Here is a 14568-nt window from a genome sequence, read left to right as displayed (position 1 = left end):
TGGTCAGATGGAAATATCTGAGAACTTCCTATTTTTTATCTGGCGATACCGGCTGCTCAACAGCGCGCATCAAGTTTGCGTAGGCGGAGAAGTGCTGGAAATTATTCAGCCAGGCATTTTAAATACGCATGCCGGACCGGATTTCACTGAAGCTAAGCTGTTAATTGATGGAAGAAAGTGGGCAGGGAATGTAGAGATACACAATAAATCATCCGATTGGCAATTGCACAAACATCAGAATGACGAGGCCTACGAATCGGTTATATTACATGTTGTATATGAGAATGATGTTGCGATCACAAACAAAAGCGGGCAACGTATTCCGACTTTAATCATCAAAGGTGTATTCTCAGAATTGCTATTCGATAACTATGTAAAAATGCTTGACTGCAAAGAAAGTTTTCCATGCAGACCACAAATGAAAGAAATTGAGCCAATCGTACTGAATACTTTTCTTTCCAGGGTAATTGTTGAGCGCTTAGAACAAAAAATAACTGAAGTCCTTGCAAAAGTAAAAGATCTCAAAGGCAACTGGTACGATACCTTTTATTTTTACCTTGCCCGAAACTTTGGATTCAAAGTAAATGCTTTACCATTTGAACTGCTCGCCAATGCCTTGCCCCTACAGCTACTCAATAGACATTGGGACAATCCCATTCAAGTTGAAGCTTTGATATTCGGGCAGGCGGGCTTCCTCGAACATACCAAACTTGATGGTGAATACGCCCATTTGCTAAAAGCCGAATACAAATTCTTAAAGCTTAAATATAATCTAAACTCAATAGACGTTTCGGTCTGGAGGTTTTTACGGATGAGACCGGCTAGTTTTCCAACGGTTAGGCTCGCACAATTCTCTGCACTTCATGCCCAGTCAAATCAACTTTTCGCAAAGATACTTAAGGCTCCTGATCTAAAGGCTATCTCAGCCTTATTTATCAACCTCAATGTCAGTCCCTATTGGCAGACACACTACCATTTTAAGAAACCAGTCGCAGAGATGCAGGTGCAGTTAGGAAAGAAGTCAATAGAAAACATTTTAATCAATACTGTGTGTGTTTTTCTTTTCGCTTATGGAAAATACACCGCTCAGCAACATCTCATAGACAGGGCATTGAATTTCCTGGAGAAGATTCCGGCAGAGCATAATACAATTGTAAATCAATATCTTGACGCTGGACTAAAAATTGATAGTGCATTGATGTCGCAATCCCTGCTTCAATTAAATAAATATTACTGTACTCAGAAAAAATGTTTAAATTGTGGTATCGGAATTAAAATATTAAGAAAATAACATGTTCCAGAAGATCGTTACCTATTTTGAAAAACAGAGTTTTGGGGTTTGTACGCAGCTCGCGGAACGAATGAATATGTCGATCAGTAAGATTAGACTCTTCTTTATTTACTCCTCATTTTTAGCCGTCGGATTTCCAATTATCTTCTATGTTTTGGCAGCCCTAGTGCTTGATGTTCGGCGCTACGTCAAAAAAAATCGTGTCCGCATCTGGGACGTTTAGTGCATATCTGACAACAGTTTTTAGTTGAAATGGAGTTTCCTCAGCTTTGTCTCGGCTGAGTGTTTCCTACCTGAAAGGACGTAGGAAACACACTTCAAACGCCTAATTGAGACGTTTCTAAAACTCTTCAGGGTTAACCCCATATCAACCAGATCTCCGTTTCACTTAGCGATCAAATCAATCGATTTTACGTTATATTCGAATAAGCATCTCTTCCTGCTGAAATAATTTACAGTCGCGATAAATGCTTCCACACTTTTATTTAAGTTTGTTGATTCAATAATATTAGTAACGAAAATGTCGGTAAGGGGAAATCAGTTCAAGTCCAATTCTTTTAAAAATGAGTCATCAGACAAGGCTAATCCCCGTTCTTTTACTGCCAGGCCAGCGAAAGAAAAGTTGGACTTTATGCCCCGTCTGGATTTCCAGAATGGGAGAGCTATTAAGATCATCGGCCTGGGTTTTATCGTTTTCGCACTTTATTTTCTAATCGCTTTCACCTCCTACTTGTTCACCTGGCAAGAAGATTATAGCTACGTAATCAAAGCGAACGGTGGATGGGGTAACCTCTTTAAATCTTTTGAGGAGTTGCAGCAGGTCAACATCCCACCGGTAGTACAGAACTGGCTTGGGAAATTTGGTGCGCTTCTTTCCCATCAATTTATCTACGAATGGTTTGGTATTGCATCGTTTCTTTTCATATTCATATTCTTTGTGATCGGTTACCGTTTATTGTTCAAGGTAAAAATCGTTTCTATTGAAAAGGCACTGGGTTATAGTCTGTTTTTTCTGTTGTTTATTTCATTTGCGTTGGGTTTTGGACATTCATTCTTAGGTGATACCCCACACTTTTTAGAGGGCGAGTTCGGATATTGGAGTAATAAGCTTTTAGTGGCGCAAATTGGAAGGGCTGGAGTAGGTGGTTTAATTACTTTTCTTGCGCTAACCATTCTAATCATCGCTTACAACATTGATTTTAAATTTCCTGAGCGTCAAAATGACAATGTTATTGTACCTGAAGTTCCTGAAAACATTAAACTCGTGTCTGAAACACGATCTGAGCCTGTTGAATTTACAGTAAATGACAAGTTGGGGAGAGTAAGAAAGCAGGAGCAGAATGTGGTTATCACCCCTTCAAGATTTGAAGAAAAGATAGAAGATGAAGTCATAATTCCAACTTTCACTCCCGCGGTTAACGTGATGCACACGCCGATTGTCTTAATGCCCAAAATTGATAACCCGTCAACAAAGCCTGAACCTGAGCTGACGATTGAAAAGTCGCATGAACTTACCATTGAGAAAACTGAAGAAGATAAGAAATCTGAGGAGCTGGTTGAACAATATGGAGCTTATGATCCAACACTGGATTTGGCTAGCTATAAATATCCCCACCTCGACCTTTTGGAAAACTATGGATCGAACAAGATCTCTGTTGATGCAGACGAGTTGGAGGCAAATAAGAATAAGATTGTAGAGACCTTAAATCACTACAACATTGAGATTGATAAGATTAAGGCTACGATCGGTCCAACAGTCACCCTTTATGAGATTATACCAGCACCGGGCGTTAGAATCTCTAAGATAAAGAATTTGGAAGACGACATCGCCTTAAGTTTAGCTGCTTTAGGCATCCGGATCATTGCACCAATGCCTGGAAAGGGAACTATTGGTATTGAGGTACCTAACCTGCATCCGGAGATGGTTTCTATGCGCAGCATTTTAGCGACAGAAAAGTTTCAAAGTACTACAATGGATCTGCCGATTGCTTTAGGAAAGACAATTTCTAATGAAGTTTACATCGCAGATTTAGCAAAGATGCCCCATTTGTTGGTAGCAGGAGCAACCGGACAAGGTAAATCTGTAGGTATAAACGCAATTCTTGTTTCCTTACTTTATAAAAAGCACCCCGCGCAACTGAAATTTGTGTTGGTAGATCCAAAGAAGGTGGAGTTGACGCTATTCAATAAGATTGAGCGTCACTTTCTGGCCAAACTACCAGGTGAAGCCGATGCAATTATTACAGACACTAAAAAAGTTATCAATACACTAAACTCTTTATGTATCGAAATGGATCAGCGTTACGATCTATTGAAAGATGCACAAGTAAGAAATCTGAAAGAATACAATGATAAGTTCATCAGAAGAAAGCTTAATCCAAACAATTCCCATAGGTTCCTGCCATACATCGTATTGATTGTGGATGAGTTTGCAGATTTGATGATGACAGCTGGTAAAGAGGTGGAAGCACCAATTGCAAGGCTGGCACAACTGGCAAGGGCAGTAGGGATTCACCTGGTTCTGGCAACACAAAGACCATCAGTAAACATCATTACGGGAACGATCAAAGCTAACTTCCCAGCAAGACTTGCCTTTAGAGTACTCTCGAAGATTGACTCCAGAACGATTTTAGATAGCGGTGGTGCCGACCAATTGATTGGACGGGGTGATATGCTACTCTCAACCGGAAATGACCTGATCAGGTTACAATGCGCTTTTGTCGATACGCCGGAGGTCGATCGGATCTCAGAATTTATTGGTACTCAAAGAGGATATCCAGAAGCTTACCAATTGCCGGAATATATTGACGAAGCGGCAGAGTCTGCGAAACTTGACTTTGATCCAAATGATAGAGATTCAATGTTTGAAGATGCTGCGCGTTTGATCGTAATGCATCAGCAGGGATCTACTTCTTTGATCCAAAGAAAGCTGAAGTTAGGATACAATAGAGCGGGCAGGATAATTGATCAATTAGAGTCTGCCGGCGTCGTGGGTCCATTTGAAGGAAGTAAGGCAAGGGAAGTTCTAATTCCTGATGATTATGCTTTGGAACAGTTCTTGAATAAGCTGAACAACAAATCATCATAACAACACACAATATGAGAAAGATTACGGCACTTTTGCTACTTACCATAGGTATGGGATTAGGTTTACATGCGCAGACGGATGCAAAAGCGAAAGCCATTCTTGCTGAAGTTAGCAAGAAATATAGGTCATACAACATCATTAAAACAGATTTTAGCTTTACATTAGAAAATCCTCAAGCGAAGATTAAGGAAACCCAACAGGGAAGTCTGATCGCTAAATCTGATGCGAATAAATATAAAGTGACCATGACGGATCAGGAGTTGTATAGCGATGGGAAAAGTCAGTGGACATATTTGAAAGAGAATAAAGAAGTTCAAATTACAGATGTAGACAATAATGCGGATGGTGTGAATCCGGCTAAAATCTTTACGGTCTATGAAAAAGGCTATAAATACCTATTCATAGGTGAAAAGAAAGTCGGTGCAAAGACGCTACAAACTATTGACTTGAGTCCACTAGATATTAAGAAATCAATTTTTAAGATTCGCCTGACTATAGATAAAGTTGCCAAACAGATCACTAATGTAGTGATCTTCGACAAAAGCGGAAATAAGTATACCTACGCAATTAGAACCTTTACACCGAATGTTAAGATTGCCGAGAGCGCTTTCGTCTTTAACGCCAAGAAATATCCTGGTGTTGAGGTTGTGGATTTAAGGTAACATGGTTACATTTGGGTCTTAACGAATCCAGTTTGAAAATAACTTTTTTAGGTACTGGTACTTCCCAGGGCATTCCTGTTATTACGTGTAACTGCGAAGTTTGCCAGTCAGACGATCATAGAAACAACAGGCTTCGCGTTTCCGTATTAATTGAAACGGGAGATAAGACAATTGTTATCGACAGTGGACCTGATTTCAGGTACCAGATGTTGCGGGCGAAAGTTAAGGATCTTGATGCGATTTTATTTACCCACGAGCATAAAGATCATGTGGCGGGTCTTGATGACATTCGCCCCTTCAATTATTTGTTGCACAAGAACATTGATATTTATGCAACGGATCGGGTGCAAGATGCTTTGAAAAGAGAGTTTTCCTACATCTTCTCTGATGTAAAATACCCTGGATTGCCTCAAATCGAACTTCATACCATAGATCAGGAACCTTTTTTTATTGGGGAGACTGAAATCATCCCATTAGCGATCATGCATTATAAGCTGCCGATATTGGGATTCAGGATTGGTAATTTTACTTATATTACTGATGCAAAGACAATTTCGGAAGAGACTATTGCGAAAGTTCGGGGTACAAAGATCCTAGTGGTGAACGCTTTACAGAGGCAGACGCACATCTCACATTTCACATTAGAGGAGGCAGTTGAGTTTGGAAAGAAGATAGGCGCAGAGCAAACTTACTTCACACACATCAGCCATAATCTCGGTTTACATCAGGAGGTGGAAAAAGAATTACCTGAAGGAATGAAATTAGCCTATGATGGCTTAACATTATTCTCTGAATAAATATATATTTGCAACTCTTATACCCGGGTGGCGAAATTGGTAGACGCGCCAGCTTGAGGGGCTGGTGCTGGCAACGGCGTGGCAGTTCGAATCTGCTCTCGGGTACACTTTGAGATAGCTAACAAATCATTTGTTAGCTATTTGTGTTTAAAGATCGCTTAATTATATGTTAGAAGTCGGTGAATTTTTCATGCTGCGTTCCTCGAGAACTAACACGGTAACTGATGGAGATAATGGCATCTGAAGAGTAAAACTTTATTTTCCTAGTTCCTTCTTTTTGGACTGTCAAGAATTCCTTGACCGTTGTGAATTCAGATATATTTGTTTTAAGAGAAAATTGGATAACTTTAGGAGAAAAGAAATAATAATATTTAATTGTATGCTTCAGACGCTTGGGTATGATAAATGATGAAGAGCGCAGGCTTGCGGAGGTAAGTAAATACCTTGAACTGGATTTTAACAGGTCATCCGAATTTCAGGATATAGTTGAGCTTGCAGCTAAGCTTTGTGACAAGCCTCTTGCCATGATTACATTTTTAGGGGAAGAGTTTAACTGGCTAAAAGTAAAGTATGGGACCGATGTCGAGGTGATGCCAAGGGAAACCTCTTTTTGCCAATATGCGATTGCACAAGACAATTTGTTGATTGTAGGTGACGCATCAAAAGATCTAAGATTTATAGATAACAGTCTAGTACACGAAAACCCCAAACTGAGGTTCTACGCAGGTGCACCTCTAATTCTTAAAAATGGGCTTAAATTGGGTACGCTATGTCTTTTCGACCTTAAGTCTAACGACCTTACTGAAATGCAGCAGAATGTATTGTCGATGCTTTCCAGACAAGTAACATTCTTGATGGAACTGGAAATGGGCAAGAAACTGCTTCAGCAACAGATCGACGTCGCAGAGGCAAGAAACGAGTCCCTCATTAAAATTGCCCAGCTCCAATCTCATCAGATCAGGCAACCTCTAACCACTATAATGGGATTGGTAGATTTAGTTACGTACGACAAAGAGCTCATAGATGATGAATGGCTTTCGATGTTTAAAAATGCGACAAATAACTTTAATCAAACTATTGTTAGTATCGTAGCGGAGTCTGTTGCAAACAAAGACTTAAGGGTGATTCGCTTCAATAAGATGGTGCAGGAAATTGATGATTACGCTTTCCTGCTGCTCGATGAAACGGGTAATGTAGAGAACTGGAACAAAGGTGCAGAAAAGATAAAAGGATACAGTTCTCAAGAAGTACTTGGCAGGAATTTTAGGATTTTTTATACTGATGAACAGATAAATGCGGGAAGTCCAGAGAAATTAATCAGTGAAGCTGGAAAGACTGGGGTAGCTAGAGATGAAGGCTGGAGGGTAAGAAAAGATGGTAAGAGGTTTTGGGGAAGTATTGTAATCACAGCAATATATAGCCAAGAAGGAAAGGTAATCGGTTTTACAAAAGTTACAAGAGACCTTACCGATATAGAAGATGCCAAGGATGCACAAAAGGTATCAGTGGATATGTTTAATCTGATGATGCAGCAAACCGATAAAAGTAAAAGGGTTGGGGGCTGGGAATTGAATCTTAAGAACAATGAGTTATCATGGACATCAGTTACAAAAGAAATCCATGGGGTTGATGAAGAATATATTCCGCAGCTGAGCACTGCAATTAACTTCTATAAGGAAGGAAAAAGTAGGGTGATTATCACTAAAGCAATTGAAATTGCTGTATCAAATGGAACACCTTGGGAGCTGGAACTAGAGTTAGTCACTGCAGGTAACGAGCAGAAATGGGTACATACACTGGGAAAGTCAAACTACAAAGATGGCGTGTGTACAAAAGTTTATGGAACGTTCAGGGATATTACCACAGAGACTACGGAGAGAATGGGATCTTCGCTTCCTGCTTAGATATACACATAAACCTTTTACAGTAGCACAAATTTTAGTGGGGCAACTTCTCTCTTATTAAGCCGTATACCCAGGTCCCTGCTATGGCACTCAACAACGTAATAATAATTACCGTTGCACCAGTACCTATCTGAGCAAAGAGAGGCCCCGGACAAGCGCCCGTAACTGCCCAGCCCAATCCAAATATTAAGCCGCCATAAATTTGGCCCTTATTAAATTTTTTAGCGTGGAATTCAATTGTCTCGCCGTAAATGGTTTTAATATTAAACTTTTTAATCAGCCAAACCGATATCATGCCAACTACAACAGCACTGCCAATAATGCCGTACATGTGGAAGGACTGTAGCCTAAACATCTCCTGAATACGAAACCAGCTTACTACCTCCGATTTTACAAATATTATACCGAAAAGGACCCCGACAGCAAGGTATTTAAGGTTGTGGTACCATTTATGGTTTAGCTGGCTTTCGTTTACGCAAACGGAATCTAATGAGCGTAATTCAAGATCTGTATTTATATATTGTTCCATTTTGACTATAGTGTTAAAATATGAGGAAGAATTAGATTGGCCATAATAAACCCTCCAATCATAAAACAAATTGTAGCTACCAATGAAGGCCATTGTAAATTCGACAAGCCCATTATGGCATGACCACTGGTGCAGCCTCCGGCATAACGAGTGCCAAAACCCACAAGAAATCCGCCTACAACCATAATCATAAATCCGCGAAGCGTAAATAATGAAGACCAATTCATTACATCAGTTGGAATAAGGTTGTCGTAATTGCTTATGCCGTATCCCGCTAACTCAACGGCTAGTTTTGGATTCACTATAACAGGATTTGGGTTAGATAGTAGGCTAATTGCTATAGCACCACCAAAAAAAATACCTAAAACAAAGAATAGATTCCAAGCTTCTTTTTTCCAATCATATTTGAAAAAGGAGAGGTTAGCAGGGATACATGCTGCACAGATATGTCGTAATGAAGAGCTGATGCCAAAAGATTTGTTTCCTAGAATTAGTAGTGCAGGCACCGTAAGTCCAATCAATGGGCCAGCCACGTACCAAGGCCAGGGTTGTTTTAAAAGTTCAATCATTGTTGTTGCAGATCTATATAGTTATTGCAAATATATTTTGTCTTTGTAAAAGTATTAATTATGAAGACAAATTACTGATCGGACCATCCTTCTCCAACCATTCTTTCATTCCACCGGAGTAGTTTTTAACGTTTTCAAAGCCATTTCTTCTTAAAATAGAATAGGCAATAGTTGCACGATCACCAGCCTGACAATGTATAACGACTTGTTTGTCTTTACTAATTTTATCCAAATTAGCATTCAATGTGCCGACAAAAACATGCTCGGCGCCTTCAATATGGCCGGCATTAAACTCTATTGATCCACGTACATCTATAATTTGCGCATCTTCTTTTCCTATATAGGTTTTAAAAGTGTCGATGTTGACTAGATCTCCGGTATTTAATTCCAGATCTAAATTAGTAACATCAGTGATATAGCCATAAATATTATCTAAACCAATTCGCATTAGCTTCCTGGTTATCTCTTCCATTTCGCCTGTTTCAGCAACAATGATAAACTGTTCCTGATAGTTTAAAATCCATCCTGCCCAAGTAGAAAGGCTATTATTATGTTGAATATTGATGCTTCCTGGAATGAAGCCTTTTGCAAACTCAACTTTGTTTCTGGTGTCAATAACTTTGATGCCATCCTGATAGGCATGCAGAAACTGCGCTTTACTTAACTGTTGATGTTGAGGGATTTCTACTAGCAATGGACGGTTAACTTTGTTCAAGTGTTTCATCATAGCGAAATACTTTGGCGGCTCTGGTTGTCCCTCAAGCAGATAATCTACAAATCCTTTTTCATCGTTATTGTACTGAAATGCCCAATTTCTGATTTTTTCGTAACCCACTGTAGAGCTGGGAACCGCACCCAGCGATTTTCCACACGCAGAACCAGCTCCATGACCTGGCCAAACTTGGAGAAACGATGGAAGTTCTGCAAAACGTTGTATTGATTCATACATGTCTTTAGCGCCTATCTCTTGTGTACCAATCATCCCGGCTGCCTTTTCTAGTAAATCTGGTCGGCCAATATCTCCAACAAAAACAAAATCTCCTGTAAAAATCATTATAGGCTCGTTGGTAGCCGGATGATCAGTTAACAAAAAACTGATGCTTTCTGGCGTATGTCCTGGTGTATGCAATACTTCTAAACTAAGGTTTCCCACTTTAATTTTATCGCCGTTTTTCAACCCGTTATGAGGAAATTGATATTGCCAATCTTTGCCACCTTCATCGGACAGGTACAACTGCGCTCCAGTTACTGTTGCTAATTCTCTAGAACCACTCAGGAAATCCGCATGGATATGGGTTTCGGTAATATGGGTAATTTTGAGGTTGTTTTGTGTCGCAATTTTAAGGTACACATCCATATCGCGTTGTGCATCAATTACAATGGCCTCGCCTGTTGCCTGGCAACCAATTAAATAACTTGCTTGAGCTAAGCTCTTGTCGTAAACATGTTGAAAAAACATAATCCTTTATTTTAATTTTTGGTACTACAAAGTTGCGTTGATTTATTTTCCTGTTCAGTGACTTTGGTTACATAAGAAAAATTTATTTTAATAAGGTTTCTTTGATGATGATATAGATGCCCATAGCTAGCACGAACCAACCGAAAGCTGGTTTAAGTTTTTTGCTATCGATTTTAGTAGATATAAAACTGCCGATGAATATACCAACAATGGCAATGCTGGTTACCGTGAATAAAAATGACCAGTGAATTGAAGCATGCCCAACTGAAAAGGCAAAACCTGCAAGTGAGTTTACCGCTATGATTACCAGAGATGTTCCGATAGCTACTTTCATAGGTAATTTCAGTAAATTTACTAATGCTGGAATAATTAAAAAACCACCGCCAGCCCCAATTAATCCAGTCACAATCCCCGTTATTACCCCTTGAATTACTACTAAAAAGTTGTTTATAGGTTTGGTCTGATCGCCTTCCTTCTTCTTATCTTTTTTTATCATGCTGTAGGATGCTAAAACCATCAATACCGCAAAGAAAATGAGTAGTAAGGTGCTTTTGGTGATGATGAGCCTGCCTAAACTAGCTATGTGTTCAGGAATCGCTGGAAGAAAGTAAGTCCTGGTCAAAAAAACAGCAACTATCGATGGAACTCCAAAGACCATTGCGGTTTTAAAGTTGATAAGATCTTTTTTAAAGTATGATATAGAACCTGCCAAACTTGTGGAACCTACTATAAAAAGGGAATAGGTAGTAGCTAGCACGGTATCTACAGTAAAGAGATATACCAAAACAGGTACCGTAAGGATGCTGCCGCCACCACCAATCAAGCCAAGAGAAATGCCAATAAGAATAGATGCGAAATAGCCTGTAATGTCCATTTATTTTTTAATCGATAAGTCAAAGCTATATCAATTAAACGTTGCCTACAGTAACTTTGGTTACACAAGGGAAATCTTATTTCGCCCAAGTTGCACTGTGCCGCTGTCTTCCAGCTGTTTTAAAAGCCTGGAGACCACTACGCGTGCAGTGCCAAGTTCATTAGCTAGTTGTTCGTGGGTTATCGTGATCGTTTTTGAACCCGTTAATGCTGATTTATTTTTAAGAAATGTCACCAAGCGTTCGTCAACTTTCTTAAATGCGATGGCATTTACAATCTCCAATAATTCTTCGAAACGTTTATGGTAAAGGCGGAAAATATAGTCGAGCCATTGGGGATACTCTTTGATAAACAGAGAAACTTTATCCATTGGTAGAAACAGGATTTCGGCATCTTCTTCGACTTCGGCCTTCACCTTACTGGTTTCATTGTGTAATCCGCCGAGGAAAGACATGATACAGCTTTCGCCGGCTTTGATGTAATAAAGCAAAATTTCTCTGCCATCTTCTTCTGTGCGGATCACCTTCATAACGCCCTTAATAACGATAGGAATGGAACGAATATTAGAATTCTCGTTCAATATAATACTTCCAGCATCAAAGTGTTTCTTAGTGCTGTACTGATATAGCTTTTTTATGAGTTCGGGCGATGACTTAAACTCTGGGATCTGTTCTAAATTATCCATGCAGTAAAAGTATTGATTTGATAGCGGTTCTTTTGCCTATCCAAACCCAATTGAAGCAATAAAATTGCGTATGGAATAGGCGATCCAATATTCTGCTTTAATTATAAGTTTGAGTTTATAACTCCATGGCCATTACCTTGCGTTTTTAGCAATAAAACTGACACTACAGCGTATCTGCAAAATATTCTGTTAATTTGCTCCACAATACAATCACAATGTTTGATGAACTAAATAAGTATAAAAACAACGGTCATTTTTTCTTTGAACCGGATAATGAGCTCGCAGAGGTCTCCAATGTTCCTAAAGATTTTCTGGGCATTTATGTAATATACGCCCTTGAGCGGGGAAGGGTCAATCTAGTTTATGTCGGAGTCAAATTACCTATAGGCCAATGGGCGCCCAAGATGCTTCTGGAAGACATAGAAGCACTGGATGTTTATTGGTATTTTACGAAAGATAAGAGTAATGATGATGCGCCCAATGATGTTAAGGCGGAAATATTAGCAGTATATAAATCTGTTTACGGCATAAAGCCCCGATGGAATTAGCCTATTTTATGTAAACGGAAATAGCAGGGCGAACGTAAATAGTTCCAAAATCTCGACCTGCGACTAAGCTCAGAAGGAGCTCGTTAGGGGCTGCGTGCATGCTTGTAAGCATCAGGGTACCCTTTACCCTTACAAACCCCCTCTCAGGCCGCACTATGTCCTAGATCACCCCAACAAAGGCTACGCCAGTAAAACGCCTATTAACTGTTTTAATGATACAGGTCACCCAAAATCCCAACGTTTATCAATCGGGGAGGGAAATAATAAATCGAGCTTGCAGCATATTTCATCACTAAAATTTGCCATGGAAAAATGACTAAGATGCCGATTTTTAAAGTAAAATTCTTCAGGTTATTATTGTGCTTAACAACCATTTCATGGCCTATTTATGGCTTTAATGTAGCGTCAACCAATTTGTCCAATTTGAGCAGTCCTGTTAAATGGGCTTTAAGTAAGCAATGTATGCTCAAGGTAAATGGGAGTACAAACATCAACAAGTTCAGTTGCGTAATCCCCGAATATGAACTACCTGATACGCTCACCATTGGTAAAGAAACTAACCGACAACGTGTGAAAATCAGCGGTTCAATGGTTCTTGGTGTACAGAAGTTTGATTGTAAAAACCCAATGATGACCAGTGACCTACGGAAAATACTGAAGGCCAAATCATTCCCTAGGCTCATTATCACCTTTGAAGACCTCAGTAGTTATCCCGACCCGGCAAATCCGGGTGTTGCAATCAAAGGCTTCGTGACTATAGAGCTTGCAGGTGCAGTGAAACGCTTCGAAGTAGATTACCAATATGTAATGGCTGCGGAGAAACGCCTCCGAATGACTGGAACCAAAACACTGCATTTCTCCGACTTTAATATAGTCCCTCCAAAAAGGCTGGGAGGGATGATTAAAACCAATAACGAATTGAACGTAGAATTTATGCTCAATATTAAAATCTTAAACTAGCTATGATGAAGAAAATTATCTTTACCGGATTGCTTGCCGGAGTTGTATTGTCAATCCTGAGTTACGGAAGTCTGTATTTTGGAATCAAGTTCTTTCCCAGCTTCTTTGTTGATTACAACAATCCCCTGTTTGATTCGCATGGAGACAGGGATATCCTATTTTACACCCACGCTTTTGTGATCAGCTTCGCGCTATCATGGTTTTGGGACCGTTTTAAAAGACTATTTCACGGATCAATTCTATGGAGGGGATTGGAGTTTGGATTTGTCTATGCCATGGTATCCCTGCTTCCCGTTATGTGGATCACTTTTAGCGCTATGGATGTGACAGCATTCATGGTAATGAGCTGGTTTTTATACGGCTTTGCACAGTCGGTCATTGCCGGAATCTTGTTCGCAAAGTTCAATCCTTAGGCATTAGTGTCTTCATAGCTTATAATTATTAAAATTATAAGGTTAATGGAAGTTAATGTGACGAGAATCACCTTTTGTTATGTTTGGTATGCTGTTCTGGCCATCAGCTTTGATCTACTTTTGATTAAACAAATTAATTATATTATTATGAAAACAATACTACGCTTCACCATATTAAGGTCTCCATTTAAATACATGGCGCTCTTGATCTTTATGGGATTGGCTTCCGGCCAAGACCTTAAAGCACAGTCAAACTACAAGCTAAACGCTGCTAAAGAAAACCTGATTCGGGTTTCTGGTAAATCCAATGTTCACGACTGGGAAATGACCGCGAATAACCCGACATGTGAGGCCGATTTTGGTTCACTTGCAGGAAATGAAAATGTGCCAAAGACTTTGTCTTCCTTAAGCTTCAGTGTCAATGCAAAAAGTCTTAAAAGCGAACACAGTTCTATGGACACGCGTACTTACAAAGTGATCAAAGCAGATGAGCACCCGAAAATTAGTTTTAAGTTAAGTAATGCTGTAATTACTCCGATATCAAAAGGTAAGTTCAGTGTAAAAGCAACAGGAACACTTAGCATTGCCGGTGTATCTAAAATGATAACCATGCAGGTGAATAGTACGGTTAATCCTGATCAAAGCATCACCTGTACAGGAACACAAAGAGTCAAGCTAACCGACTATAGTATTCAACCTCCAAGTTTTATGCTTGGTGCAATGAAAGTAGGAGATGAGCTTAGTATTAACTACAACCTAACTTTTAAAAATTAACAACCCAATTATATTC

Annotated in this window: 15 protein-coding genes and 1 tRNA gene; 11 read left to right on the top strand and 5 right to left on the bottom strand. The window is 39.5% G+C overall.

Translation table 11 applies throughout. The annotated features are described in order from the left end of the window. Nucleotides 1-7: 7 nt before the first annotated feature. From ACHFIZ_RS03815 to ACHFIZ_RS03785, 7 genes are all read left to right on the top strand, one after another. A complete protein-coding gene (locus tag ACHFIZ_RS03815; protein WP_410883027.1) occupies nucleotides 8-1291 on the top strand; it encodes a DUF2851 family protein in 1284 nt (427 codons plus the stop codon). A 1-nt stretch (nucleotide 1292) separates the two neighbouring features. Beyond that, nucleotides 1293-1514, top strand: a complete 222-nt coding sequence (locus tag ACHFIZ_RS03810) for a PspC domain-containing protein (protein WP_410883025.1) — start codon at nucleotides 1293-1295, stop codon at nucleotides 1512-1514. 297 nt (nucleotides 1515-1811) lie between these two features. Further along, a complete protein-coding gene (locus ACHFIZ_RS03805) occupies nucleotides 1812-4379 on the top strand; it encodes a DNA translocase FtsK 4TM domain-containing protein (protein WP_410883023.1) in 2568 nt (855 codons plus the stop codon). Between the two features lie 11 nt (nucleotides 4380-4390). Continuing rightward, the gene (locus tag ACHFIZ_RS03800) at nucleotides 4391-5041 is read left to right on the top strand and encodes a LolA family protein (protein ID WP_410883021.1); all 651 of its coding nucleotides are present in this window, start codon (nucleotides 4391-4393) and stop codon (nucleotides 5039-5041) included. Nucleotides 5042-5073: 32 nt separating this feature from the next. Beyond that, the gene (locus tag ACHFIZ_RS03795; RefSeq protein ID WP_410883019.1) at nucleotides 5074-5838 is read left to right on the top strand and encodes an MBL fold metallo-hydrolase; all 765 of its coding nucleotides are present in this window, start codon (nucleotides 5074-5076) and stop codon (nucleotides 5836-5838) included. Nucleotides 5839-5859: 21 nt separating this feature from the next. Then, nucleotides 5860-5943 (top strand) — tRNA-Leu (locus tag ACHFIZ_RS03790). A gap of 293 nt (nucleotides 5944-6236) precedes the next feature. Then, on the top strand, nucleotides 6237-7742 hold the full coding sequence (locus tag ACHFIZ_RS03785) for a PAS domain-containing protein (protein ID WP_410883017.1): 1506 nt from the start codon (nucleotides 6237-6239) through the stop codon (nucleotides 7740-7742). A gap of 34 nt (nucleotides 7743-7776) precedes the next feature. Here the strand turns inward: ACHFIZ_RS03785 and ACHFIZ_RS03780 are convergent, their stop codons facing one another. The 5 genes from ACHFIZ_RS03780 to ACHFIZ_RS03760 all read right to left on the bottom strand — a co-directional run bounded on the left by ACHFIZ_RS03780 (nucleotide 7777) and on the right by ACHFIZ_RS03760 (nucleotide 11857). Then, nucleotides 7777-8271 carry a DUF6691 family protein gene (locus ACHFIZ_RS03780; RefSeq protein ID WP_410883015.1) on the bottom strand — a complete coding sequence of 165 codons (495 nt, stop codon included), beginning with the start codon at nucleotides 8269-8271 and terminating at the stop codon, nucleotides 7777-7779. Between the two features lie 5 nt (nucleotides 8272-8276). Continuing rightward, the gene (locus ACHFIZ_RS03775; RefSeq protein ID WP_410883013.1) at nucleotides 8277-8840 is read right to left on the bottom strand and encodes a YeeE/YedE family protein; all 564 of its coding nucleotides are present in this window, start codon (nucleotides 8838-8840) and stop codon (nucleotides 8277-8279) included. 58 nt (nucleotides 8841-8898) lie between these two features. Then, nucleotides 8899-10299 carry a rhodanese-like domain-containing protein gene (locus ACHFIZ_RS03770; RefSeq protein ID WP_410883011.1) on the bottom strand — a complete coding sequence of 467 codons (1401 nt, stop codon included), beginning with the start codon at nucleotides 10297-10299 and terminating at the stop codon, nucleotides 8899-8901. A gap of 82 nt (nucleotides 10300-10381) precedes the next feature. After that, complete coding sequence (locus ACHFIZ_RS03765) at nucleotides 10382-11173, bottom strand: sulfite exporter TauE/SafE family protein (RefSeq protein WP_410883009.1); 792 nt, start codon at nucleotides 11171-11173, stop codon at nucleotides 10382-10384. 60 nt (nucleotides 11174-11233) lie between these two features. Beyond that, nucleotides 11234-11857: a Crp/Fnr family transcriptional regulator gene (locus tag ACHFIZ_RS03760; protein WP_410883007.1), complete on the bottom strand. Its 624-nt coding sequence runs from the start codon at nucleotides 11855-11857 to the stop codon at nucleotides 11234-11236. A gap of 215 nt (nucleotides 11858-12072) precedes the next feature. On the opposite strand from ACHFIZ_RS03760, the gene ACHFIZ_RS03755 reads away from it, so the two are divergent. The 4 genes from ACHFIZ_RS03755 to ACHFIZ_RS03740 all read left to right on the top strand — a co-directional run bounded on the left by ACHFIZ_RS03755 (nucleotide 12073) and on the right by ACHFIZ_RS03740 (nucleotide 14552). Continuing rightward, nucleotides 12073-12405 (top strand): hypothetical protein, encoded by a 333-nt coding sequence (locus tag ACHFIZ_RS03755; RefSeq protein ID WP_410883005.1) that lies wholly within the window; start codon nucleotides 12073-12075, stop codon nucleotides 12403-12405. A gap of 462 nt (nucleotides 12406-12867) precedes the next feature. Further along, nucleotides 12868-13365 carry a YceI family protein gene (locus ACHFIZ_RS03750; RefSeq protein ID WP_410883003.1) on the top strand — a complete coding sequence of 166 codons (498 nt, stop codon included), beginning with the start codon at nucleotides 12868-12870 and terminating at the stop codon, nucleotides 13363-13365. Nucleotides 13366-13367: 2 nt separating this feature from the next. Then, nucleotides 13368-13778: a hypothetical protein gene (locus ACHFIZ_RS03745; protein WP_410883001.1), complete on the top strand. Its 411-nt coding sequence runs from the start codon at nucleotides 13368-13370 to the stop codon at nucleotides 13776-13778. Nucleotides 13779-13925: 147 nt separating this feature from the next. Then, entirely contained in the window at nucleotides 13926-14552 is a 627-nt protein-coding gene (locus ACHFIZ_RS03740) for a YceI family protein (RefSeq protein WP_410882999.1), read from the top strand. The last annotated feature ends 16 nt before the right edge of the window (nucleotides 14553-14568 follow it).

Source organism: Pedobacter sp. JCM 36344, from assembly GCF_046546555.1.
Taxonomy (GTDB): Bacteria; Bacteroidota; Bacteroidia; order Sphingobacteriales; family Sphingobacteriaceae; genus Pedobacter.
Note: the sequence above shows the minus strand (reverse complement) of the source record. Positions and strands in the feature narration are given on the sequence as shown.

Bases quoted from the DNA above. Each gene is read 5' to 3' on its own strand.
- ACHFIZ_RS03815 (WP_410883027.1), top strand. From the start codon at position 8: ATGGAAATATCTGAGAACTTCCTATTTTTTATCTGGCGATACCGGCTG.
- ACHFIZ_RS03810 (WP_410883025.1), top strand. From the start codon at position 1,293: ATGTTCCAGAAGATCGTTACCTATTTTGAAAAACAGAGTTTTGGGGTT.
- ACHFIZ_RS03805 (WP_410883023.1), top strand. From the start codon at position 1,812: ATGTCGGTAAGGGGAAATCAGTTCAAGTCCAATTCTTTTAAAAATGAG.
- ACHFIZ_RS03800 (WP_410883021.1), top strand. From the start codon at position 4,391: ATGAGAAAGATTACGGCACTTTTGCTACTTACCATAGGTATGGGATTA.
- ACHFIZ_RS03785 (WP_410883017.1), top strand. From the start codon at position 6,237: ATGATAAATGATGAAGAGCGCAGGCTTGCGGAGGTAAGTAAATACCTT.
- ACHFIZ_RS03780 (WP_410883015.1), bottom strand. From the start codon at position 8,271: ATGGAACAATATATAAATACAGATCTTGAATTACGCTCATTAGATTCC.
- ACHFIZ_RS03775 (WP_410883013.1), bottom strand. From the start codon at position 8,840: ATGATTGAACTTTTAAAACAACCCTGGCCTTGGTACGTGGCTGGCCCA.
- ACHFIZ_RS03770 (WP_410883011.1), bottom strand. From the start codon at position 10,299: ATGTTTTTTCAACATGTTTACGACAAGAGCTTAGCTCAAGCAAGTTAT.
- ACHFIZ_RS03765 (WP_410883009.1), bottom strand. From the start codon at position 11,173: ATGGACATTACAGGCTATTTCGCATCTATTCTTATTGGCATTTCTCTT.
- ACHFIZ_RS03760 (WP_410883007.1), bottom strand. From the start codon at position 11,857: ATGGATAATTTAGAACAGATCCCAGAGTTTAAGTCATCGCCCGAACTC.
- ACHFIZ_RS03755 (WP_410883005.1), top strand. From the start codon at position 12,073: ATGTTTGATGAACTAAATAAGTATAAAAACAACGGTCATTTTTTCTTT.
- ACHFIZ_RS03750 (WP_410883003.1), top strand. From the start codon at position 12,868: ATGCTCAAGGTAAATGGGAGTACAAACATCAACAAGTTCAGTTGCGTA.
- ACHFIZ_RS03745 (WP_410883001.1), top strand. From the start codon at position 13,368: ATGATGAAGAAAATTATCTTTACCGGATTGCTTGCCGGAGTTGTATTG.
- ACHFIZ_RS03740 (WP_410882999.1), top strand. From the start codon at position 13,926: ATGAAAACAATACTACGCTTCACCATATTAAGGTCTCCATTTAAATAC.